The organism is Chromobacterium sphagni (genome assembly GCF_001855575.1).
Classification (GTDB): Bacteria; Pseudomonadota; Gammaproteobacteria; order Burkholderiales; family Chromobacteriaceae; genus Chromobacterium; species Chromobacterium sphagni.
This window is the reverse complement of the sequence record NZ_MKCS01000001.1, coordinates 1,673,143-1,696,132: the sequence shown is the minus strand read 5'-3', so window position 1 is coordinate 1,696,132 and position 22,990 is coordinate 1,673,143. Positions and strand designations below refer to the sequence as shown.

Genomic DNA, 22,990 nt, shown 5'->3' with positions numbered 1-22,990 from the left:
CATGGGATTGCCTTAGAGGATTTGGCCGATTTCGGAGCAGGCGTGGACCACCTGCTGTTGCAGCGGGGCCAGCAGGCCGACCACGCGATTGGCCGGCAACGGCCGGTCCTCGGCATGGCGCAGCAGATCGAGCAGCCCTTGCAGCGTCTCGCTGGTGCCAGACAAGCGGCAGATGCCGCCGGACACCACGTCTTCGACGGATTCGCACAGGCCGGCCAGCTGGGCCACCGGTTCGCGCAAGGCGGCGTACTCCGGCAAGACGGTCAGCTGTTGCAGGCGGGACAGTTCCCGATGGATGGCGGCCAGCGCCAGCGGGGCGAGGATGGGCAGGGCGGTCATGCGATCACCTCCACGGCGAAACCGGCAGCGGTGCGATGAATCAAGGCGCGTTGTCCTTGGGCGACCAGCAAAGCGGCGAGCGCGCGGGCTTGGGCCTCGTTGGGCAACGTGGAAACGGGACGGGTGACTTGCGGAAACAGGGCGCGGAAAGCACGCAGGATGATGCCAGGCATGGGAGCCTCCTTCTTTTGAGCGGTAAAGCCGGCCTCCCGTCGCCAAACGGGGGTGGCAGGCGCAAGACGGGGTTGGCGAACCGGTAAGAAGGCAACCGGCATACCCGAAGGTATCCCCACCAAGGCCCGCCATAGAAGAAGACGTACCAATGGTGTTTCTAACGGACGTAAAAAATGCCGCAATAGGCGGCTGTCCGCCTTCTTTATCCGGGTCGCCAAACCCGGTCGCGCTATTGAACGCGACACGGTAATGGTGCGGGAATCGGGCGGGGCTGTCAAGCATGTGATTCACATATTGGATTTGAGCGGTGCATTTCATACGGATATAATGGACGTTAGATGGTTTGAATTATGGTGATGGAATCAAGGCCCTGGCAGGGGCCTTTTTATTTGAGGGTTTTATGTTTGGCGATTTTGGTTGTCCCAAGTGCAATAGCAAAGGCACTATAAAGGTTCGGACTAGCCGTAAGGTTACTAATAAATATACCGAATATTATGTGAGGTGCAAAAATTGCGGCGATAAGGGTAAAGCGGTTTTTTCTATCGAATCTTCAGTTTGGCCAAGTAATTTTTGGACTGAAGAAGATATTCGACGGGAATTTAAGCCGTGGCAGGTTGTCGAGCATATATTCGAGATTAAATCCATATATGAAGAACGATCTGAGGGCGCAAAGGCTAAAATTGCAAGGCTAAATGCGGAACTTAAGGCGGCAAAGGCAGAGGCCATAAAAATAGAACGAACCTATGATTTGTTGCTGGATATTGCCCATGAAGCCAGTGCCAAACTGAGAATCTGAAGCGTCAAAACGGCCCGCCCTAAAGCGGGCCATTTCTTTTACTTCAGCACGGTATGGCGGATGCGCCCCTGGCCAGTGGTCAGCGCCAGGGCGGGCGCATTGGCCAGCCCCGGCAGCTGGCGCAACTGCTCCAGCGGAATCGCCATCCCGCCCTTGATCGGCTGCGCCAAGGTGCGCGGGTCGCCCTCCAGGGTCTTGTACTGGTGGCAGCAGTCGTCATTGCTGCAGTTGTAGTAAATCTCCTTGCTGGTGGCGCTCATCATCCGGCTGGTGCGGACCCGCGACATAGCGCCGCACAGGGGGCAGGGGAAAGCCATCTCGCGTCCTTTAGCAGTCGGTGTGTTGGGGAATGTCGCTCAGCGTGCGCTTGCGGTGGCTGAAGCCCGGCTGGTCGCGCTCGGCGTTGCCGCAGCCCTCGCAGACTTTGCCGGTGTTGCGCTCCACCCGCACCGCCTTGTCGTCCCAAAGCTCGATCATGTCGCGGTCTTTGAGGTGGGTGACTTCCAGGCCGGCCAGGCCGTTGCGGCTCAGCCAGTCCTTGACCTTGCCGATCTGGTTCGGGTCGGCGGCGCGGGCGGTAAAAATCCGCACCTCGTAATCCCCCTCATTCAGCCAGGCTTTGACCCGGTTCATCATCGCTTCCACCGGCCGGCCTATCATGCCGAAATTGCCGTGGCTCACTTGCGCCAGCGTGCCGTCCAGATCCACACCAATCCATTTAGTCATCTTGTTCATCCCGGTTCTGTTTATCGGTTATCGCTTATTGATTGGCGGCTTCCAGCGCCTGGCGACGCTCGGCAAAGGCTGCTTTCTGCTTGTTGTACTTGCAGGGGCTCAGGCCTCGGGCCTCCTCCAGGCCATGCGCCCAGGGCACGGCTTGATGGACCGAGTCGGCGTGATGGTCGTACTGGTAGCTCGACAAGCGCCGCGTCAGCTGGGTATTGAATTCCGACAGCGCGGCGGCTTGGGCGCTTTCAAAGCCCAGCTGTCGCCAGGTGGCAAACTGGCCTTCGCGCAGCAAGCCATCCTCATGCATGGCCAGCGCCTTGAGCAGCGGCTCCAGCTGGCTGGCCTGATCCAGCAAGCCGGCGGTGTAGACCTGCAGCGCGTATTGGCGTTTCTCCACATAGTCGCGGCCGATATCCAGCATCGCCAGCGCGGCCTCGTCGCGGTCCAGCTCCAGTTCGGCCAGGAAGGTGCGGTAGTCTTCGGCCTCGCTGTAGGCGGCGCGCTCCTCGGAGCGCAAGTCCTGCATTTGCTTGGAGGGCTGGCCCATCATTTCGCGCAGCAGCGCACGGGCTTTGCCGCGCAGGGTCTTGGCTTTTTGCTCGGCGTCGTCGGCCGCCTGCTGTTGCTTGGCGAACAGCTCGGCTTTGCTCTGGTGGTCTTGCTGGGCTTGCTGATAGCTGGCGAACAGCTGTTTGCAGATATCCAGTTGTTCGCACAGGTAGGCATTGCGTTTCGGGTCGGTCAGGTGCATGGGGAGGTTCCTTGTGGGTTAGGGTTGACGGGCGGCGATGCGCTCGGACATCCAGCCTTCGATCTCGGAGGACAGCCAGGCCACGCTCTTGCCGCCCAAGGACACCGGGGCCGGGAAGTGGCCGCGCTTGATGGCGTCGTACACCGACGAGCGGGACAGGCCGCAGGTGGTGATGACTTCCGGCAGTCGCAGAAAGCGCAGCGGCTGGGAGGGAGAGGGGGCAACAGCATTCATGTTTGGCGTCCTTGTCGTCTTGTCTGGATAGCAGGGGATGCAGCCGGATACGTCGGTCAGCGGGGCCAGTATCCAGCAAAAAACAAATGCTGTTTTGGGGCGGTGTTGTGTGGGATCGCCACACAACAACGAAACTTTTTGAGCTGAAAAAACGCCGTTTCGGCTATTGACGGGCAGAAAGTTTCGTGAGGCGTTTTATGGGGGCGAAGGGCTGAAACGGGCAAATGGACGGCGTCGGACGCAGGGGGACGGCGCGGGAGGGATGCGAGCGGATCGAGGAGAAGAAGAAGGAAGGGCTACACGGCCAGGCGCTGGCGGCCGGCGCGGAGACTGCATGCGCAGAGTGCATGAAAACGCATGAGTTTGCAGAGGGGTGCAGACGTGAACAAAGCCCGGTGGCGCGGGCTTTGGGCGGGTTCATGCGGTTGCATGATTAGCGGCACATGAAGCGCGGGGGCGAGGCGGGGCTTCGAGGGCGCGCGCCGGGGGGCGGTGGTAAAACATAGGGCATACAGGCGCACAAACGGGCAGTATTGAGCGACAGCGCACTGCGGCAAGCCAAACCAGTCAAATGGGGCAAGGGCGCCTACAGTGGATTTATGCGGCGACTAACGGATGTTTGGAACATATGAATTCGCTTATCGAGCTAACGAGAGCAATCGTCAAAAAACGAAACGCATTTCTTCAATAACTCAAAGATGGAAAAATATCCGTCAACCACATTAAATTCATTCCACCATTAACGAGGAACTACCTTCGCAACATCAATCTGCGCCTGAACAAAATCGGACCAAGCTTGCATGATGGTCTTGCGCTGTTCGGCATACTCCGCGCGGTTATACACACCCTTGATTCCGACGATTTTGTGCGCCAGCGCTTTTTCTATGGCGTCGGACGAATAGCCCATCTCATGCAAATGAGTGGACGCGGTGCGGCGGAAGTCATGCAAGACAAAATGCTGCACATCCAGCGATAGCGAATTCACTGCTTGATTCAGCGTGCTGCGGCCAATCGGCTTGTCTTCGCTGCTACGACTGCTGGGCAATAGATAAGCGGAACGCCCGGCCAGCATCTTCAGTTCTTGCAGCATTTCCAATGCTTGGCGGGATAGGTACACACGATGGGGCTTGTTTTTCTTCATCCGCTCGGCGGGGATGTCCCATATCCCGGCAACCAAATCAAACTCAGACCAAGGCGCTTGGATTAGCTCGCTTTTTCTCACCATGGTGATGGCCAACAGGTGCAGCGCCAGCCGCAAGGACCGGCGAATGTCAGATTGGTACACAGCCCGCAGCACCTGGCCGATTTCCTCGTGGGACAATACCCGGTCGCGGCTCTCTTCCACCGCGATGAAGCGGGCCACCAAAGCGGCGGCGGGATTGGTTTCCGCCAGCTGGCGCGCTATCGCGTAGTCATACATGCGCTTGAGCGCGTTGCGGGTGACAAGCGCCATCTTGGGAGAGCCGCGCGCCTTGATCCGGTCGCACAGTTCCAACACGTCGGACGGTTTCACTTCCGCCAGCGGCATGCCACCCAGCCAAGGCAAGACATCCTTGTCCATGATCCGGCGCATCGTCTTCTGATAGCTGTCTGACTTCCCCTCTAGCTGCCCCTCTAGCCATTCTTCGGCAAAGGCCGCCACGGTGTTGAGCCTTTCCATCTTGGCCGCCTGCACTACCCGCTTGGGAGACTCGCCACGGGCCACCAGCTCGGCCCATTCGTCCCGCTGCCTGCGTGCGGTTTTCAAATCGATTTCTGGATAAGGCCCAATGGTCAAGGTTGGCTGACGGAAGCCATGCAATTGGTAACGGTAGCGCCAGACCTTGGAACCGCTGGGCATCACCTCCAGCAGCAGCCCCTTGGAGTCCGTCACCCGGTATCGGGCCTCCTTTGGCTTCAGCGCCTTAATCCCCGTATCGGTAAGCAGTGTGGTCGCCCTTGGCATAGTCACCTCATTTGGTACACGGTAAAAATTCTAAGGTACACGATAGCGGCAAAATCCTTGTTTTCCGCAGTCACTCGCCAAACAGCACGAAAACACACCAAAAAAACATTGAAAACAAGGCAAAAAATGAGGTCGATCCAGCCAAAGAAGTCCCAATAAAACCATTTAATTACAATAACTTATCAAGAATAAGGTACACAAATCCGGTCTCACAAACCGTGTACCAAATGTACATGTCAATGTCATTAACAATTAGCCAATAGACAAGAAAAAACAGCCAAGCTAGGTACACAAAAAAGACACCACTATCGCGTGTGTGCCTAAGTGTGTACCTAAAAAATCTGGCTGTCTATGAACATCGTCGGATGCTACTGGACGAAAGAATGTAACAATGACAAGGGTTTTAGCGGGGTTTATGGATGTTACGGGATGATGCTGGACATCAAGTTACTTCCCGATGCAGAAGCGGCTGAAGATCACCCCCAACAGATCGTCGGCGGAGAATTCGCCGGTGATCTCGGACAAGGCGTTCTGCGCCATGCGCAACTCCTCGGCGAAAATCTCCACCTGCTGCCAGTCGGCGTGCGCCAGCTCCAGATGCTCGGCGGCGCGGCCGATGGCGTCGAGATGGCGCTGACGCGCCAGGAACACGCCTTCGTCGGCGCCGCTGTAGCCTATCATCTCCAACAACTTGGCCTTAAGCACGTCCACGCCCTGGTGGGTGCGGGCCGACAGGCGCACCAGCGGGTGGCCGTTTTCCACCGACAGCCCCGCCGCCTCGCCGGACAGGTCCACCTTGTTGAAGACCTGCACCCTGGGCAGCGCCGGCGGCAGCCGCTCCAGGATGGCCTGCACCTCGGCGGTGAGGCCCTCGCGGCTGTCCACCAGCAACAACGCCAGGTCGGCGCGCTCCACCGCCTGCCAGGTGCGCTCTATGCCTATCTTCTCCACCACGTCGTCGGTATCGCGCAGGCCGGCGGTGTCCAGGATGTGCACCGGCACGCCGTCGATGACGATCTCCTCGCGCACCGTGTCGCGGGTGGTGCCGGCAATGTCGGTGACGATGGCAATGTCGTCGCCGGCCAGCGCGTTCATCAGGCTAGACTTGCCGACATTGGGCTGCCCCACCAGCACCACATGCATGCCCTCGCGCAGGATGGCGCCCTGCTTGGCGGTGGCCTGCACCTGCACCAGCCTGTCGCGCAGACGCATCAGTTTGCCCAAGGCGTCGGCCTGCTTGAGGAAGTCTATCTCCTCCTCCGGGAAGTCCAGCGTCGCCTCCACCAGCATGCGCAGCGTGATCAGCTCGTCCACCAGCACGTGGATTTCCTTGGAGAACGCCCCCTTCAGAGACTTGAGCGCGCTCTTGGCGGCGGTTTCGCTGCTGGCGTCGATCAAATCCGCCACGCTTTCCGCCTGCGCCAGGTCCAGCTTGTCGTTGAGGAAGGCGCGCTTGGTGAACTCGCCCGGCTCCGCCAGCCGCGCGCCCAGCTCCACGCAGCGCGACAGCAACATCTTCATCACCACCGGCCCGCCGTGGCCCTGCAACTCCAGCACGTCTTCGCCGGTGAAGCTGTTGGGGCCGGGAAAGTACAGCAACAGGCCGTTGTCTATCGCCTGGCCGTGGCCGTCGAAGAAGTCGGTGTAGGTCGCGTAGCGCGGCTTGGGCGTCTTGCCCTGGCTGATGGCGGCGGCGAACGGCAGCAGGTCCTTGCCGGAGACGCGGATCACGCCGACGCCGCCGCGTCCGGGGGCGGTGGCGACGGCGCAGATGGTGGCGGGGGTGTAGCTGAGGTTCATCGTGTTTCCTTGCGCAACCGGCGGCCGGCTGCAATGTCATGGCTCAATTATCCAGCAAAAAGCCCGGCGGGGCTGCCGGCATCTCGCGCCGCCAACGTAAAAACCCGGCCAATGGCCGGGTTTCGGGGTCAAGCGGCAGACTGTCGCGGCAATCAGGATTGCAGCGCGGCCTTGCTCTGCTTGTTGATGTTGCGGTTGATATACCACTGCTGGCTCATCGACAACACGTTGTTGACCACGTAGTACAGCACCAGGCCGGCCGGGAAGAAGAAGAACAGCGCCGAGAAGGCCAGCGGCATGATTTTCATCATCTTCGCCTGCATCGGATCGGCCGGCGGCGGATTGAGGAAGGTCTGCAGGAACATGGTGGCGGTCATCAGCACCGGCAGGATGAAGTACGGGTCCGGACGGGCCAGGTCGGTATACCACAGCACCCACGGCGCGCCGCGCAGTTCCACCGACGCCAGCAGCGCCCAATACAGGCCGATGAACACCGGAATCTGGATCAGCATCGGCAGGCAGCCGCCCAGCGGATTCACCTTCTCGGTCTTGTACATCTCCATCACCGCCTGCTGGAACTTCATGCGGTCGTCGCCGTACTGTTCCTTCATGCGTTCCAGACGCGGCGCCAGCGCCTTCATCTTGGCCATCGAGCGGTAGGACGCCGCGGTCAGCGGGTAGAACACGGCCTTGATGGTCAGTGTCAGCAGGATGATCGCCCAGCCCCAGTTGTTCACCAGGCTGTGCAGCTTCACCAGCAGCCAGAACAGCGGCGAGGAGAAGATGTAGAAGATGCCGAAGTCCTTGGCGTACTCCATGCCGTCGGCCAGCTTGGAGATGATGCTGTACTCTTCCGGACCGGCGTACAACGGCACGCTCACGCTCAGGCTCTTGCCCGGGGCGATAGTGGCGTAGTCGACCAGCGCGGCGGCGGAGTTCAGGCCATTGGTCTCGGTCAGCTCGAAGCGGCAGGACTTGTCGTCCTTGCACACGGTGGCGGCGTCCAGCGGCTTCAGGATCCAGGCGGACATGAAGTAGTGCTGAACCATCGCCACCCAGCCGTCGGTGGTGGTCTTGGCGTAGTCGCCCTTGCCCTTGGCCAGATCGTCGAAGCTCACCTTCTGGAACTTGTGTTCCGAGGTGTACACCGCCGGGCCGGTATAGGTGTGGGCCATGCGGCCTTCGCCTTCCGGCGCCTGGCTGTCGCGCAGCAGGCGGTAGTAGGCGGTGGGCGCTACCGGAGCGGCGCCGCCGTTGACGATGTCGTAGCGCACACCGATTTCATAGCTGCCCTTGGTGAAGGTGTAGACCTTGCTCACCTTGACGCCATTGGCGTCCGGGGCAGTCAGCTTCACTTCCAGTTTGTCGCCGGTCAGCTGGTAGCTGGACTGGGCGGAGGTGAAAACGGTTTTGTGGGTGGGCAGCGCCGGGTTGCTGGCGGCCACCAGGCCGGTTTGCGCCACGTAAGTGCGCTTGGCGTCGTCCTCGAACAACTGGAACGGCTTGCCGTGCTCTTCCGCCGCGGCGTGCTTGAGCAGCGCCAGCGAACGCAGGTCGCCGCCCACGGTGTCGATCTCGGCCTCGACCAGGTCGGTCTTGACGTGGATGCGCTGGCCGCGGATCAGCTTGTTGACATCAGCCGGCTGCGCATTGACTGCGCCCGCTGCGGCCGGAGCCTTGGCCGCCTGCTGCTGGCTGTGCTTGGGCATGAAATATTCATTCCAGCCAAACAGAATGCCCACGGACAGTAAAACGAAGATTATGAGTCGCTTGGAATCCATCTCTCGATACCGGAAAGTTCAGGGAACCGGGTCATAGCCGCTGCCGCCCCAGGGATGGCAACGTCCGATGCGTCTGGCTGCAAGCCAGCCGCCCTTGAGTACACCGTGTTTTCTCACCGCCTCGATCGCATAGCTGGAACAGGTGGGCTGATAGCGGCAGCGCGGCGGCAGCCACGGGCTGATAGCCAGCTGGTAAAAGCGGATCAGGAGGATGAGGATGCGTGACATCGTGCCAGTTTAGCAAACAGAGCCGACAAAGCTGTGACAGCTTCGTCGCGTTGTGCCCGGGTGAATGCCAGCTTGGCCCGAACCACATAGTCCACGCCGCCCAGCTGTTGCTGGTTGAGGCGGAACCACTCGCGCACGCAGCGCTTGATATAGTTGCGGCGCACCGCCCGCTTGGCGACCTTCTTGCCGACCACCAGCCCTACGCGGGGATGGTCGAGGCCGTTGGGGCGGACGTATACCTGGAAGAACACATTGCTGCGTTGTTGCCGCAAACTAAAAACGGATGAAAACTCATCCGTTTTTAACAGCCGGTGCGCACGGCGAAAGCGGTAAGCCGACAAGGGGCTTATACGGCCAGACGCTTACGGCCCTTGGAGCGGCGTGCGGCGATAACGGCGCGGCCACCACGGGTCTTCATGCGGACCAGAAAGCCGTGAGTGCGTTTGCGACGGGTATTGGAAGGCTGATAAGTGCGTTTCATGATATGGGTTTCCTGTTTCGAAACGGAAATAAACGCGTGATTTGACTCGAAATCCGCAGCTTTGTCAACGAGGAATTTTCTCCCGCCCTGTGGATAACTTTGTAAAAAACCGTTAGAATGTCTGGGCTTATCGTTGCCGTCCGGCTGCACAACAAATGAACGCACCCAGGGCCCACAACCCGCCGCGCTCAACCACCGCAGCTTGCCGGCCGCTTCCATGCCGAACACTCGTCGCCTGCGCCGCCTTGCTCTATAAAGGTCGCAGACGGCTTCTCCCGCTGTTGTGAGCCTTGCGCCGGCAGCGGGTTTTTCGCTTTCACTTGCGTGTATGTAATGACCGAACTGGATCAATTCTGGCCTGCTTGCCTCGCTCGCCTGGAGGCCGAACTGTCTTCACAACAGTTCAACACCTGGATCAAGCCCCTCACCGCCGAAGCCGGCGACGAGGGCGTTGCGCTATTGGCGCCCAACCGCTTCATCATGCAGTTCATCAAGGACCGTTTCCTCGGCCGCATTGAAGAACTGGCGGTGGAGCTGATTGGCGAATGCCCGGTGGAACTGCGCCTGGGCGCGCCTTCGGCCAAGCCGCTGCAGCCGGCGGCCAGCAGCCTGCCGGCCAAGAGCAAACCGGCCCCGGCCGCGCCCAACACGCCGGCCGCCCCCTCCCCCGCCAAGCAGGCGGCGGTGAAGGCCATAGGCGGCAGCCATGAAAGCACGCGCCTGAATCCGTCCTTCACCTTCGACACCCTGGTGACCGGCAAGGGCAACCAGCTGGCGCGCGCCGCCGCGATGCAGATCGCCGAGAATCCGGGCGACCAGGCCTACAACCCGCTGTTCGTCTACGGCGGCGTCGGCCTGGGTAAGACCCACTTGATCCAGGCGATCGGCAACCACGTGTTCCAGAAGAACCCGCAGGCCAAGATCCGCTACATCCACGCCGAACGCTACGTGGCCGACATCATGCGCGCCTACCAGCACAAGGCGTTTGACGAATTCAAGCGCTACTACCACTCGCTGGACCTGCTGCTGATAGACGACATCCAGTTCTTCGCCGGCAAGAACCGCACCCAGGAAGAATTCTTCTATGCCTTCAATGCGCTGATAGAGGGCGGCAAGCAGGTGATCATGACCTGCGACAGCTACCCCAAGCAGATTGAAGGGATGGAAGAGCGGCTGATCTCGCGCTTCTCCTGGGGCCTGACGGTGGAAATCCAGCCGCCGGAGCTGGAAATGCGCGTGGCCATTCTGATGAAGAAGGCCGAGGCCGACAGCATCAAGCTGGAACACAACGTCGCCTTCTTCATCGCCCAGAACGTGCGCTCCAACGTGCGCGAGCTGGAAGGCGCCCTCAAGCGCGTGGTGGCCTACGCCCGCTTCACCAACCAGAACATCACGCTGGAGCTGGTGAAGGAAGCCTTGAAGGACATCCTGGCCGCCGGCAACCGCCAGGTGACGGTGGACGCCATCCAGAAGACGGTGGCCGAGTACTACAAGATCAAGCTGTCCGACATGCACAGCAAGAAGCGCAGCCGCGACATCGCCCGGCCGCGCCAGGTGGCCATGGCTTTGGCCAAGGAGCTGACCCAGCTGTCCTTGCCCAATATCGGCGACGCCTTTGGCGGCCGCGACCACACCACCGTGCTCCACGCCTGCAAAACCATCAATGAAATGCGCACCCACGACGCCGACATCGCCCACGATTACGACACGCTGCTGGCCATGCTGCGCAATTGAATGACTCAACCATGAACCGACTCTTCACTACCCTACGGGAGCCCGCCACATGCTGATCCTGCAAGCCGAACGCGATGCCCTGCTCAAGCCCTTGCTGGCAGTCACCGGCATTGTCGAGCGTCGTCACACCCTGCCCATCCTGTCCAACGTCCTGATCGAGAAAAAGGGCGGCCAGGTGGGCTTTCTGGCCACCGACCTGGAAATCCAGATCACCACCGCCAGCGCCGACGAACTGCCGGGCGAAGACTTCCGCCTGACCACGTCCGCCAAGAAGCTGCAGGACATCCTGCGCGCCATCCCCGGCAACGCCACCGTCACGCTGGAACAGCAAGACGGCGGCCGCCTGACGCTGAAGGCCGGCAAGAGCCGCTTCAACCTGCAGACGCTGCCGGCGGAAGACTTCCCGCTGCTGTCGGTGGGCAACGCCAGCGACTCCAGCTTCACGCTGAGCCAGCGCGAACTCAAGCGCCTGATCTCCCAGGTGCAATACGCGATGGCGGTGCAGGACATCCGCTACTACCTCAACGGCCTGTTGATGCAGACCGACGGCAACCAGGTGCGCCTGGTGGCAACCGACGGCCACCGCCTGGCCTTCGCCAGCGCCGACGTCACCGCCACCCTGCCCAAGGCCGAAGTGATCCTGCCGCGCAAGACCATCATCGAGCTGTACAAGCTGCTGCAGGACAGCGACGACGAAATCAAGATCGAAGTGCTGGCCAACCAGGTGCGCTTCAGCTTTGGCGCCACCGTGATCATCAGCAAAGTGGTGGACGGCAAGTTCCCCGACTACAACCGCGTGATCCCGCTGGACAACGAAAAGATCTTCCTGATCGAACGCGTGGAATTCCTGCACGCGCTGCAGCGCGCCGCCATCCTCGCCAACGAGAAATTCCGCGGCGTGCGGCTGGTGCTGGCGCCGGGCAAGATGTCCATCCTGTGCACCAACAGCGAACAGGAAGAAGCGGAAGAAGAACTGGAAATCGCCTTCCAGGGCGGCACCCTGGAAATCGGCTTCAACATCAATTATCTGCTGGACGTGCTGACCAACCTGCCGGCCGACACCCTGCAACTGGCGTTTGGCGACTCCAACCGCAGCGCGCTGTTCACCATACCGGACGTCAGCAACTTCAAGTACATCGTAATGCCGATGCGCATCTGATCCTTGCGCAGACAGTGATGTGAGCGGGAGGCCCAGGCCTCCCAACCGGGTTTAAGAATGACCGGCAGCGCGCCCTTAGCGGCGGGAAAACACCCCCGCCGCGCCAGGCCGCCGCCATTTGGAAAGTTTGAGTTATGAGCGATCAAGAATACGGCGCGGACAGTATCAAGGTTCTAAAGGGCCTGGATGCCGTGCGCAAGCGCCCCGGCATGTATATTGGCGACACCTCCGATGGCACCGGCCTGCACCATATGGTGTTTGAAGTGCTGGACAACTCCATTGACGAGGCGCTGGCCGGCCATGCCGACACCATCAAGGTCATCATCAACCCGGACAACTCCATCACCGTGGAAGACAACGGCCGCGGCATCCCCACCGACATCCACCATGAAGAAGGACGGTCGGCGGCGGAAGTGATCATGACCATCCTGCACGCCGGCGGCAAATTCGACAGCAACAGCTACAAGATCTCCGGCGGCCTGCACGGCGTGGGCGTATCGGTAGTCAACGCGCTGTCCGACTGGCTGAAGCTGAAAATCTGGCGCGACGGCAAAGTGCATGAAATGGAATTCAACCGCGGCGACGCGGTGGCTCCGCTCACCGTCACCGGCCACACCACCCACCGCGGCACCGAAATCACCTTCCGCGCCAGCGAAGCAACCTTCGGCCTGGTGGAATTCCACTTCGACATCCTGGCCAAGCGCATCCGCGAACTGTCGTTCCTCAACCAGGGCGTCGGCATCCAGCTGTTGGACAAGCGCACCGGCAAGGAAGAAAACTTCGCCTTCTCCGGCGGCGTGGCGGGCTTCGTGGAATACATGAACCGCAACAAGAACGTGCTGCATCCCAAGGTGTTTTACGGCATCGGCGAAAAGGACGGCATGACGGTGGAAGTGGCGATGCAATGGAACGACTCTTACCAAGAGAACGTCCAGTGCTTCACCAACAACATCCCGCAACGCGACGGCGGCACCCACATGACCGCGCTGCGCCAGGTGATGACCCGCACCCTGAACGGCTATATCGAAGAAACCGAAGTGGCCAAGAAGGCCAAGGTGGACACCACCGGCGACGACATGCGCGAAGGCCTGACCTGCGTGCTGTCGGTCAAGCTGCCCGACCCCAAGTTCTCCAGCCAGACCAAGGACAAGCTGGTATCCGGCGAAATCGGCCCGGTGGTCAACGAAGTGATCAGCGAAGCGCTGAAAACCTACCTGCTGGAAAACCCGGCCGACGCCAAGATCATCTGCGGCAAGATCGTGGAAGCCGCCCGCGCCCGCGAAGCCGCGCGCAAGGCCCGCGAAATCACCCGCCGCAAGGGGATCATGGACGGCCTGGGCCTGCCCGGCAAACTGGCCGACTGCCAGGAAAAAGACCCGTCGCTGTGCGAACTCTACCTGGTGGAGGGCGACTCCGCCGGCGGCTCCGCCAAGCAAGGCCGCGACCGCAAGTTCCAGGCCATCCTGCCGCTGAAGGGCAAGATCCTCAACGTGGAACGCGCCCGCTTCGACAAGATGCTGCAAAGCCAGGAAGTGGCCACCCTGATCACCGCCATGGGCTGCGGCATCGGCAAGGACGAATACAACCCGGACAAGCTGCGCTACCACCGCATCATCATCATGACCGACGCCGACGTGGACGGCGCGCACATCCGCACCCTGCTGCTCACCTTCTTCTACCGCCAGATGGCGGAGCTGGTGGAGCGCGGCCACATCTACATCGCCCAGCCGCCGCTGTATAAAGCCAAGCACGGCAAACAGGAACGCTACCTGAAGGACGACTACGAGCTGAACCAGTACCTGCTGCAACTGGCGCTGGAAAAAGCCGAGCTGATCCCCGCCGAAGGCGAAGCGCCGCTGGCCGGCGACACCCTGGCCGAAATCGCCCGCCAGTTCCTGCTGACCCGCGCGGTGATAGAGCGCGAAAGCCGCGTGATAGACCCGCTGGTGCTGGAAGCCATGCTCAAGAGCGGCCCGCTGTCGCTGCAAAGCCAGGCCGAATCCACCGCCTGCATCGCCGCGCTGCAAGCTCTGCTGCCGCCCGAAGCCATCGAACTGCAACTGCTGCGCGACGAAAAGAACGACGGCCACCTGATCAAGGTCATTCGCAAGCTGCACGGCAACGTGCTGGTGACGGTGCTGGACCAGAACTTCCTGGACAGCGGCGACTACGCGGAACTGAAAAAGACCGGCGACCTGCTCAACAACCTGCTGCGCGAAGGCGCCCAGGTGAAGCGCGGCGAAACCGTGCGCCCGGTGGCGGAATTCGGCGAAGCGCTGGACTGGCTGCTGGCCGAAGTGAAAAAGGGCATGAACATCCAGCGCTACAAAGGCCTGGGCGAGATGAACCCGGAGCAGCTGTGGGAAACCACCATGGACCCGACCGTGCGCCGCCTGCTCAAGGTGCGCATCGAAGACGTGATGGGCGCCGACGACGTGTTCACCACCCTGATGGGCGACGACGTGGAGCCGCGCCGGGCGTTCATTGAGGGTAACGCGCTGATTGCGCGGAATATCGACGTGTAAGGGTGTAGGATCCCACGAATATCTAGATTTTTCCCACTTTTCTAGATTTTTGGGATTTCACACGCAGCCTACGCGGTGAGAAGGATGGCCTCCAAGTTTGGAGGCCATTTTCATTTCTAAAACATACGGCAAGTACATAGCGAAAACGTTGCCGAGCCCTAGTCAGGGCCTATCCATCATCTCCCCCCGGTAATTATGGATGCCGATGCATGGATGTGCTTAGTCGGAGCGATCAAGCCGGAGCCTCAGAGGTATGCAGTAGGCTCTGTTGCACAAATCCCAGGCAGGGCGAGTTTCCCCCTTCCCCAAACAGATTTATGCCACAGCCACCGTGCACGGACGGCCCAGCATGCTGAAGCGGTTCAAGATGGCAGCACGCACTTGCAGCTCTGCCACTTGGCCATCGAAGCACCGGGCTGTCACTCTTTCACCCAGCAACTTGAAGCCATGCATCTTGGTTTCCACCAAGCTGCGGCGATGGTAGCCGCTCCAGCGTTTCCCGATCGCCCTGCCTAGCCGTTTGGTGGCCCGCAGAATCTCGTTTCGAGCCAGCACACCCGGCCAACTTCCTTTCCACGGCCGCGCATTCTTGCGCGTCGGGATGCACCCGATTGCGCCGCGCGCGGCAATCGCCTCATGACATGCCTTGGTATCGAAAGCCCCGTCGCCACTCACGCAGGCTATCGGCTCATCGACCGGGATTTGCACCAAGAGCGAAGGCAGCATTTGCGCATTGCCCTGGCGCTTGTCTGTCACCGCCATGGCGCGGATTTGCAGGGTTTTCGCATCGATGTCCAGATGCACCTTGCGCCATTGCCGGCAGTATTCCGCGCCGTGTTTCTTGGTTTTCCACTCGCCTTCGCCCAGCATTTTGATCCCAGTGCTATCCACCAGAATATGCAACGCGCCTGAACGCTTTTGATAGGGGATGCTGACCTGCAGCGTCTGCTGCCGCCTGGATAACGTGCTGTAGTCGGGGGATGCTCCAGTCCAGGCCCGCCAGCTTGAACAGGCTTTGAATGAAACCGATGGTCTGCCGCAAAGGCAGTCCAAATAGGTTCTTGATGGTCAGACAGAATTGAATGGCGGCATCACTATAGGTCTGCGTCCGTCCGCGTTTACCTCGTGGAGTCGCCTGCCATGACATGCTCGTATCCAGCCAGATCGAAAGGGAGCCGCGCTGGATCAGGGCTTGGTTGTAGGCTTTCCAGTTGGTCGTTCGGTAGCGTTTTGGAGCGGGCTTGGTCATGCCGCTATCTTACCAAGCTGCGGTGGGGGAGTATTTGTGCAACAAAGCCGTCAGGAAGCCAAAGTGACTATCTGGCGGGCACGGGCCAGTACCTGACCCCTGGCGTCTTCCCCTTCGTCATAGTCAGAATCCTACAAAATTCAGACAAAAACACACTGAATAGAACACTTTTCAGACAAAAATAACGGGCTCAATGCGGCAATCCGACAGGCATCAGACAGCCGAGGTTTGACATACCACATGCCACAATATCCTTCACATACTAAGGAAAATCTCCTTCCATGCTTTCCAGAGGAGCAAAATCCTCACTATGTGCAGGAAAAGTGCTGTGCCTTTTCTATCTCCATTAAAATCCTCCACAGAATGAGGAATATCTCATGCCTCTCGCCGGGCTAGGCTATAATCCTTCACGGGATGAGGAAAATATCAGTATGCTCCGGCAAACAGATATAATCCGCCATACATCAAGGAATCCTGCAGTTAACCCTTGAGAGGTTCTGATGAAATTTAAGCTCGACTCCCCCGACCAACTTGGCAAATTGGTACGCGCAACCCGTAAACACCAAGCGATACGGCAGGACTTATTTGCCGAAATGCTCGGTGTCAGCGAGAACTTCATGGGACGGCTCGAGAACGGCGCGGACACCATGCAGTGGGGCAAGCTGTTTGGCGTGCTCGAGGCCCTCGGTATCAAAGTTATTGTCGACCTCCCGGACGGAGCCGCGGAGCAACTGGCCCTGCCCGAGAAGAAAAACCGCCAGGCGAAGAGGGCCAACCCAGCGCGGAGGACGAACTCTAGCTTGTTACGGGGGCGGATAGAGGGAGATGAAGAGGCGTTCGCTGACTGTGGGAAACTCCCGTCGACGAAGTAAATGCAATACTTCCGCGAGTGCCCAGCTTGCGGATAGCCAAAGGGACCAACCCCCATCAGAAAGGGTGATGATGCAGCTGAACGGTCGACAATTGATGGTCTACATCAACAGCCAGATAGTTGGCCACCTAGCCGAGGCCGGTAATGTGTGGTCGTTCCAGTACGACTCGAGCTGGCTCCAACTAGACTCGGCCTTCCCACTCAGCCCTCATTTACCACTTCAGGAGGAGCAACTGCTCGATGGTGCGACTCACCGTCCGGTACAGTGGTACTTCGACAACCTGCTACCAGAGTCCGCACACCGCGAGGCTCTAGCCAAGGATGCGAACGTGACAACCGGCGATGCATTCGGCCTACTCGAGCACTACGGAGAGGAATCGGCCGGCTCGTTGACGCTACTGCCAATAGGGACCGCAGTTCCTGCCGGCGGCCAGCGCCGCTTATTAGATGATGCCAATCTAACTCGGCGCATCGAGGACCTGCCGCGGCTGCCGCTCACCCATGAGGCTCCCAAGCGGATGTCGCTGGCCGGGGCCCAGAACAAGTTGGCGGTGGTGTATGAGGATGGCGTGCTGTACGAGCCCGAAGGGGCGTCCATGTCGACGCACATCTTGAAGCCAAACCATGAGCATCCGGCTTACCCACACTCGGTCATCAACGAGTGGTTCGTGATGAAGCTGGCGAGCCGGCTGCGAAACACTCATTTGAAGGTGCCAACGGTCTATCGACACTACACACCGTTGCCTGTCTACCTAGTTGAGCGCTTCGACCGTGTAGAAAAGAACGGGTCCTGGGAGCGGCTGCACATCATTGATGCTTGTCAGCTTGATAATCTGGCAGCCATCTACAAATACAGTCAAGGCAGTCTGGAGCGACTACAGTCCTTCGTCGGGCGCTGTCGTATCCAAGCTCAGGTGCGGCTGAAACTGTTCGAGTGGTTGGTATTCAACGTGCTGGTCGGCAATACCGACGCCCACCTGAAGAACCTGAGCTTTTTCATGACCAGTAGCGGTATTGACCTGACACCAACCTACGACCTGCTGTCCGAGGCCGTGTACGAGACTGATGCTGTTCGCGATGAAGGGGGAGCGAATTGGAAGCACCGGGAAATGGCATGGCCTCTGGATGAAGGCGTGGTGCGGCTCGAGCAGATGAGTCGGAAGGTTCTGGTAGATGCCGGCGTGAAGGTGGGCTTGCCTGCTAAAGTTGCCGAAACGGTGTTGAACAATCTGCAGGGGCAAATTTTCGAACAGGCCAAGCAGCTGCACGATGAGATGACGGCCGAAAACGCCCATCTAAGGCAACACCGCTCTGAACTGGCCCACCGGCTTAACGGCGAGGAACGGCTGGTCCGTACAATAGTCTATGTCATCATCCAAGAGATGGCTCAACAACTGGCCTGATGCGATAGGGACGCCAACATCGGGCGGGATACCTCTTTCGTTTTTCGAAGGTCACCGCTTCCCAGTCTGCCCTTCCCGCCAGGGTTTATCCACGCCGAGGTCCTCCCAACTGACGAACTTACTGAGGCGATGTACTCCGCCGGAGCTTACCTCAGGTAGAGGATGACAAAACACCTTCGCACACCCTGCCGTCAATACTGAATCGTCTTAGATTGACTACTCCCATCAGGGAAAACAAGCTAAAATCGCCTTGTACTACAGGTGATTTTTGAATCATCACCGTTGATGGTGACCACGCATGCTGATGGTACGGCCTGACTCTCTGCTACCCCCGCGGCACCTCTTGGAAAGGCTGCGAGAAAATTTCTTAGCTTACGCGTCTGGTTTTCCCATCTTATGCGGCCATACCGGCCGTAATGCCTTGTTCGGAAAAGCTAAGGATTCTCAAGTTATTCATCCACCTACAGGTGTAGGATCCCACGAATATCTAGATTTTTCCCTTCTAGATTTTTGGGATTTCACACATAGCCTACGCTGTGAGAAGGATGGCCTCCAAGACTGGAGGCCATCTTTTTACTAGCTAAAGATACCATTTTCGACCAGAGCACCTCCCTCCCAGCCAAAGTAGCTGTTCATGAAGCAATCAAATAATGCTGCTTTGTCCAGAAACGAACACTCTCCGTCTTAGCCGGCAAAGAGATGGTGTTAGGGATTTCCGTGATGACTGCCAGTAGATTTATCGATACGGGGAAGAACTTGCCCCAGTTTTCCAACGAGGTGCTCGTCAACTGCGTGCGTTGCGATTCTCCAGGAACCGTTGTCGCCCATTCGATCCACTGCGGGTGGGATGCTCAGTTTAACTGCTCGCATTGCCAATTGACGCTTCGTTCAACCGACGGAAATTGGATTGGGCCCGTGCGCTTATCCGGCAGGGCCCATACGGGTACTGCGGCCATATGTGGTTGTCGCCATTCATAGACTATCCAGCGCCTTTGGAAAGTCCTCCTCGCTTGCTTCGGGCATCCTGCCCACAATGCAAGCATGAGTCTATGGTCCCCGCTTCCATGAAAAGAATCGTACCTAACGACCGATGCCTTGATCCTCACTTCGGCCTTCCGCTTCGACTCATCGCTCATACCAGACACGGAACCGTATGGGCATATAACCGCCGGCATCTGACCGAGCTGTCAGGCTATGTCTCCGCAACGCTGCGGATACGCCAGGGCAGTGGGAATAGTGCTATGTTCTCGCGACTTCCCAAATGGATGAAGCTTGCGAAACACAGAAACGAGATCGCCAAGGCACTATCCAAGATAAGTCGCATTGAGTAGCAAACTATTGAGCACGTCGTGTTTCTTCGAGCTCATTGTGTCTCCAGACTAGGTGGCAGCTTCCTGCCAAATGTCCGTTTAGACAAAATTCAGTACACGCTCGTTCCCGATTGCGGCCGGTGACTCCAGCGGCCTTGTTATCATGCTTCCTCTCTTGTCCACTCTTGTGCTGAAAGGCTGCCATGCCCCCCCAATCTTCCGTGCTGGATGCCGCGCTGGCGCAATATTTCGGGTTTTCCGGCTTTCGCGGCGGCCAGCGCGAGGTGGTCCAGGCACTGCTGGATGGCCATTCCGCTATGGCGATTTTCCCCACCGGCTCCGGCAAATCGCTGTGCTACCAGTTGGCCGCCACGCAATTGCCGCATTTGACGCTACTGATCTCGCCGCTGCTGGCGCTGATGCGCGACCAGTTGGCGTTTTTGCAGGCCAAGGGCATTGCCGCTGCCGCGATTGACTCCACCCAAAGCCGCGACGAAGCGCAGCAGGTGATGAGCGACGTGCGCGCCGGCCGCATCAAGGTGCTGATGGTGTCGGTGGAGCGCCTGAAGAACGAACGCTTCCGCCGCTTTATCGCGGAAGTGCCGCTGTCGCTGCTGGTGGTGGATGAGGCGCATTGCATTTCGGAATGGGGACATAATTTCCGCCCGGATTATCTCAAACTGCCACAGTACCGAGCGCAGCTGAACATCCCGCAAGTGCTGTTGCTTACCGCCACCGCGACGCCAGCGGTTATGCAGGATATGGCGCGGCGCTTTGCAATCGCGCCGGAGCACATCACCGTGACCGGCTTTTACCGCCCCAATCTGCACCTGCATGTTCGTGCCATGGCTCAGGCCGACAAGAACGCCACACTGCTGCAACTGCTGGCCCGCACCCCCGGCGCAGCCTGCGTGGTGTATGTCACCCAGCAGCACACCGCCGAAATCCTGGCCACCAGGCTGCAAGCGCAAGGCATCTCGGCGGCGGCTTATCACGCCGGGCTGGACAGCACGCTCCGCGAGCAGATTCAGGACGATTTCATGAATGGCACCACGCCGGTGATTGTCGCCACCATCGCCTTTGGCATGGGCATAGACAAGGGCAATATCCGGCAGGTGATTCATTACGACTTGCCCAAATCGGTGGAAAACTATAGTCAGGAAATCGGCCGTGCTGGACGCGATGGCGAGACATCGCTATGCACGCTGTTGGGGAATCGCGATGGCCTGCATGTGTTGGAAAACTTTGTCTACGGCGACACGCCGCAATTGGAATCCATCGAACACGTGCTGCAGCGCATCCGCGACGAAGCACAAAACGGGCAATGGGAAATGACGCTGCATGGGCTGTCGGCCGACAGCAATATCCGCCAACTGCCGCTCAAAACGCTGTTGGTGTACCTGGAAGTACAAGGCCTGCTGCAAGCGCAGTACAGCTATTACAGCGAGTACCGTTTCCAGTTGCTGGAGGAAGAAGACACGCTGTTGGCGCACTTCAAGGACGAACGGCGCGAATTTGTCGCCACCTTGCTGGCGCATAGCAAACTGGGGCGCAGCTGGTACAGCTTTGATTTTGAATCATTCTTGCAAGCCTTTCCCGGCCAGCGCCAACGCGCGGTCACCGCGCTGGAGTTCATGGACGAGCGCGGCTGGCTAACACTGGAAACCAAGCAGATGACCGAGGTATACGCGGTGAGCGATGCGGCGTTTGACGTGGCATCGCTTGCCGCCAGCCTGCATGCTCAATTCCAGGCACGGGAAGATAGCGAGCTGGCGCGTTTGCAGCAAATGCTGGTGCTGTTCGAGACTGAAACCTGCCTGAGTTACGCATTGGCCAGCTACTTTGGTGATACGGCCGCGCCGGCGCAGTGTGGCCATTGCCTGGTGTGTCGCGGTAAACCGGCACGCTTGCCCGCCGCCCCAGCCTTGCCCGCTTTAACAGCGGACAACTTGCAAACCGCGCTGGCTGGCCTGACGGAAAAACTGGGCCATGTACCGGCCCCCCATCTGGCGGCGTGTTTCTTATGCGGCATGACCCTGCCACTGCTCACCAAATTGCGTGCCTCTCGCTTAGCGGGCTTTGGCCAGTTGGCTGCCTATCCCTTTGCTGAAGTACGGGCGTATTGTTAGCGCCGTTGGGCTGAAATCAGCACGGATACGGGTGCAGGGCCTATGAACTGTGGCGTCATCATGGGGCGAGTCCAAGAAACTGGGCTCTCACACCCTTCACTTCATACTCAACCCACCCTCACCTTCAACCTGAAAGACTCTCCTGCCGAACAGTTGGCGCCGCATGAAATCAAAGCCCAGCATCCGGGCGAGTTCATCTCCCACCTGCTGAACTTGAATCTTTCAGCGGGCCTGGCGCCCTTTGCTCGCCACAGTCAAACACTCAAGAACCCGCCTAAGACGGTGAATACCTGGATATCTTGCTGCAGCAAGGCCTGCCAGACACCATGCGCCAGCTGCGGCCATGCGCGGCGGCGCTTTGACTTCCTCTACAGCATCTCCGAGGCGAAGTTGTTTGAGAAGTCCTTCCTTGCATAGAGATAGATTTCCGCATATCAGCGGCGGCTGAAGGTCTGGGAGAGGATCATCCAGGAAGTTGGAACGCCCGTACCGCCTCCGTCCCACTTTCGTCTAGAACCCCGTTGATTGGCCGCGGGGCTCATCTTGACCAAGATAGGATCCTACACTCGCAGACCTCAGGCGGCAGGTAATGTATCTAATGAATCAGAGCGTTGGCCATGCCATCCAGCCGCAACTTCACTTTTTCCCAGTCCGGCATCACTTGTCCCATTAGCCGGTAGAAGCGCTCGCTGTGGTTGTGTTCGGCCAAGTGGCATAGCTCGTGCAGGATCACGTAGTCAATACAGTCCCTGGGTGCTTTCACCAGATGGGGATTGAGCGTAAGCCGCCCTGCCGGTGAACAGCTTCCCCATTGGGTTTGCATGGTCAAGACTCTGAGCGGTGGTTTCCCGCTCACCCATAAGGCTTGCTCCAGCATTGCGTCCCGCCTGCGTGCAAAGACTTCTTTAGCGCGTGCTGTGTACCAGTCGAAAAGCAGTGCACTGATTTTGTCGGCGGATTTTTCCTTCACCGTCACTTCGATCTTGCCGCGCAGCAGTTTCACCGCTGGTTTCTCTGCTGGGTTTTCGATGACTTTCAGGACGTACTGCTTGCCAAGGTAATAGTGGCTTTCACCACTGATGTATTGCCGTGGGCGCACATGCTCCAGGCGGGAGCGGAACTCGCGCAGTTGCTGATAAATCCAGCGCGCACGCAGCTTGGCTGCGGCGATCACTTGCGCATCCGTGGCAGCTTCAGGCGCGCTGATTTGCACACGACAGTCCGGCAGCACCTTGATCAGGATTTTGTTGCTTGATCCCGTGCGCGGTAGCCGTTCAAAACCAATCTGTTCATCCGCATAGTTCAATGACAGATTGGTTTTACTCGGCTCAGGCTTGATCGCAACGGCCACC

The 22,990-nt window shown here is 59.1% G+C and carries 21 protein-coding genes and 1 pseudogene; 8 read left to right on the top strand and 14 right to left on the bottom strand.

The window, feature by feature from the left end:
- Positions 1 to 12: 12 nt before the first annotated feature.
- Positions 13 to 339 (bottom strand): DUF1484 family protein, encoded by a 327-nt coding sequence (locus BI347_RS08035; RefSeq protein WP_071115678.1) that lies wholly within the window; start codon positions 337 to 339, stop codon positions 13 to 15.
- Entirely contained in the window at positions 336 to 512 is a 177-nt protein-coding gene (locus BI347_RS24140; protein WP_167359404.1) for a hypothetical protein, read from the bottom strand. Before BI347_RS24140 ends, BI347_RS08035 begins: the two co-directional genes overlap by 4 nt.
- A 344-nt stretch (positions 513 to 856) precedes the next feature.
- Here BI347_RS24140 and BI347_RS23500 point away from each other — a divergent pair, with 344 nt between their 5' ends.
- Positions 857 to 1,309: an ogr/Delta-like zinc finger family protein gene (locus BI347_RS23500; RefSeq protein ID WP_139167194.1), complete on the top strand. Its 453-nt coding sequence runs from the start codon at positions 857 to 859 to the stop codon at positions 1,307 to 1,309.
- A 38-nt stretch (positions 1,310 to 1,347) separates the two neighbouring features.
- On the opposite strand, the gene BI347_RS08030 is transcribed toward BI347_RS23500, so the two are convergent.
- The 10 genes from BI347_RS08030 to rpmH all read right to left on the bottom strand — a co-directional run bounded on the left by BI347_RS08030 (position 1,348) and on the right by rpmH (position 9,258).
- Positions 1,348 to 1,626 (bottom strand): Ogr/Delta-like zinc finger protein, encoded by a 279-nt coding sequence (locus BI347_RS08030; protein ID WP_083338760.1) that lies wholly within the window; start codon positions 1,624 to 1,626, stop codon positions 1,348 to 1,350.
- 10 nt (positions 1,627 to 1,636) lie between these two features.
- Positions 1,637 to 2,035 (bottom strand): hypothetical protein, encoded by a 399-nt coding sequence (locus BI347_RS08025; protein WP_193431042.1) that lies wholly within the window; start codon positions 2,033 to 2,035, stop codon positions 1,637 to 1,639.
- Positions 2,036 to 2,069: 34 nt separating this feature from the next.
- On the bottom strand, positions 2,070 to 2,789 hold the full coding sequence (locus tag BI347_RS08020) for a hypothetical protein (protein ID WP_071115677.1): 720 nt from the start codon (positions 2,787 to 2,789) through the stop codon (positions 2,070 to 2,072).
- An 18-nt stretch (positions 2,790 to 2,807) separates the two neighbouring features.
- Complete coding sequence (locus BI347_RS08015) at positions 2,808 to 3,023, bottom strand: helix-turn-helix transcriptional regulator (RefSeq protein WP_071111351.1); 216 nt, start codon at positions 3,021 to 3,023, stop codon at positions 2,808 to 2,810.
- Between the two features lie 739 nt (positions 3,024 to 3,762).
- Positions 3,763 to 4,968 carry a tyrosine-type recombinase/integrase gene (locus BI347_RS08005; protein ID WP_071111867.1) on the bottom strand — a complete coding sequence of 402 codons (1,206 nt, stop codon included), beginning with the start codon at positions 4,966 to 4,968 and terminating at the stop codon, positions 3,763 to 3,765.
- Between the two features lie 447 nt (positions 4,969 to 5,415).
- Positions 5,416 to 6,768: a tRNA uridine-5-carboxymethylaminomethyl(34) synthesis GTPase MnmE gene (gene mnmE / locus BI347_RS08000; RefSeq protein WP_071111866.1), complete on the bottom strand. Its 1,353-nt coding sequence runs from the start codon at positions 6,766 to 6,768 to the stop codon at positions 5,416 to 5,418.
- Positions 6,769 to 6,920: 152 nt separating this feature from the next.
- Positions 6,921 to 8,549: a membrane protein insertase YidC gene (gene yidC / locus BI347_RS07995; protein WP_071111865.1), complete on the bottom strand. Its 1,629-nt coding sequence runs from the start codon at positions 8,547 to 8,549 to the stop codon at positions 6,921 to 6,923.
- 18 nt (positions 8,550 to 8,567) lie between these two features.
- Positions 8,568 to 8,777: a membrane protein insertion efficiency factor YidD gene (gene yidD / locus BI347_RS22580; RefSeq protein WP_083338759.1), complete on the bottom strand. Its 210-nt coding sequence runs from the start codon at positions 8,775 to 8,777 to the stop codon at positions 8,568 to 8,570.
- A complete protein-coding gene (gene rnpA, locus BI347_RS07990; RefSeq protein ID WP_083338758.1) occupies positions 8,753 to 9,118 on the bottom strand; it encodes a ribonuclease P protein component in 366 nt (121 codons plus the stop codon). Before rnpA ends, yidD begins: the two co-directional genes overlap by 25 nt.
- Before the next feature lie 5 nt (positions 9,119 to 9,123).
- Entirely contained in the window at positions 9,124 to 9,258 is a 135-nt protein-coding gene (rpmH, locus tag BI347_RS22575; protein ID WP_048408088.1) for a 50S ribosomal protein L34, read from the bottom strand.
- A gap of 333 nt (positions 9,259 to 9,591) precedes the next feature.
- Between rpmH and dnaA the strand changes: the two genes are divergently transcribed.
- From dnaA to gyrB, 3 genes are all read left to right on the top strand, one after another.
- Positions 9,592 to 10,992: a chromosomal replication initiator protein DnaA gene (dnaA, locus tag BI347_RS07985; RefSeq protein WP_071115675.1), complete on the top strand. Its 1,401-nt coding sequence runs from the start codon at positions 9,592 to 9,594 to the stop codon at positions 10,990 to 10,992.
- A gap of 49 nt (positions 10,993 to 11,041) precedes the next feature.
- Positions 11,042 to 12,151 (top strand): DNA polymerase III subunit beta, encoded by a 1,110-nt coding sequence (gene dnaN, locus BI347_RS07980; RefSeq protein WP_071111863.1) that lies wholly within the window; start codon positions 11,042 to 11,044, stop codon positions 12,149 to 12,151.
- Positions 12,152 to 12,285: 134 nt separating this feature from the next.
- The gene (gyrB, locus tag BI347_RS07975) at positions 12,286 to 14,676 is read left to right on the top strand and encodes a DNA topoisomerase (ATP-hydrolyzing) subunit B (protein WP_071115674.1); all 2,391 of its coding nucleotides are present in this window, start codon (positions 12,286 to 12,288) and stop codon (positions 14,674 to 14,676) included.
- A 315-nt stretch (positions 14,677 to 14,991) separates the two neighbouring features.
- On the opposite strand, the pseudogene BI347_RS07970 reads toward gyrB, so the two are convergent.
- Positions 14,992 to 15,925, bottom strand: a pseudogene (locus tag BI347_RS07970) (IS5 family transposase).
- A gap of 500 nt (positions 15,926 to 16,425) precedes the next feature.
- On the opposite strand from BI347_RS07970, the gene BI347_RS07965 reads away from it, so the two are divergent.
- The 4 genes from BI347_RS07965 (at position 16,426) to BI347_RS07950 (ending at position 22,055) form a co-directional block, all read left to right on the top strand.
- Entirely contained in the window at positions 16,426 to 16,797 is a 372-nt protein-coding gene (locus tag BI347_RS07965; protein WP_071111860.1) for a helix-turn-helix domain-containing protein, read from the top strand.
- Between the two features lie 67 nt (positions 16,798 to 16,864).
- A complete protein-coding gene (locus BI347_RS07960) occupies positions 16,865 to 18,199 on the top strand; it encodes a HipA domain-containing protein (protein WP_204378018.1) in 1,335 nt (444 codons plus the stop codon).
- Between the two features lie 1,513 nt (positions 18,200 to 19,712).
- A complete protein-coding gene (locus BI347_RS07955; protein ID WP_071115673.1) occupies positions 19,713 to 21,638 on the top strand; it encodes a RecQ family ATP-dependent DNA helicase in 1,926 nt (641 codons plus the stop codon).
- 42 nt (positions 21,639 to 21,680) lie between these two features.
- On the top strand, positions 21,681 to 22,055 hold the full coding sequence (locus tag BI347_RS07950; protein ID WP_071115672.1) for a hypothetical protein: 375 nt from the start codon (positions 21,681 to 21,683) through the stop codon (positions 22,053 to 22,055).
- Between the two features lie 178 nt (positions 22,056 to 22,233).
- On the opposite strand, the gene BI347_RS07945 is transcribed toward BI347_RS07950, so the two are convergent.
- Complete coding sequence (locus BI347_RS07945) at positions 22,234 to 22,989, bottom strand: M48 family metallopeptidase (RefSeq protein ID WP_204378017.1); 756 nt, start codon at positions 22,987 to 22,989, stop codon at positions 22,234 to 22,236.
- Between the last annotated feature and the right edge of the window lies 1 nt (position 22,990).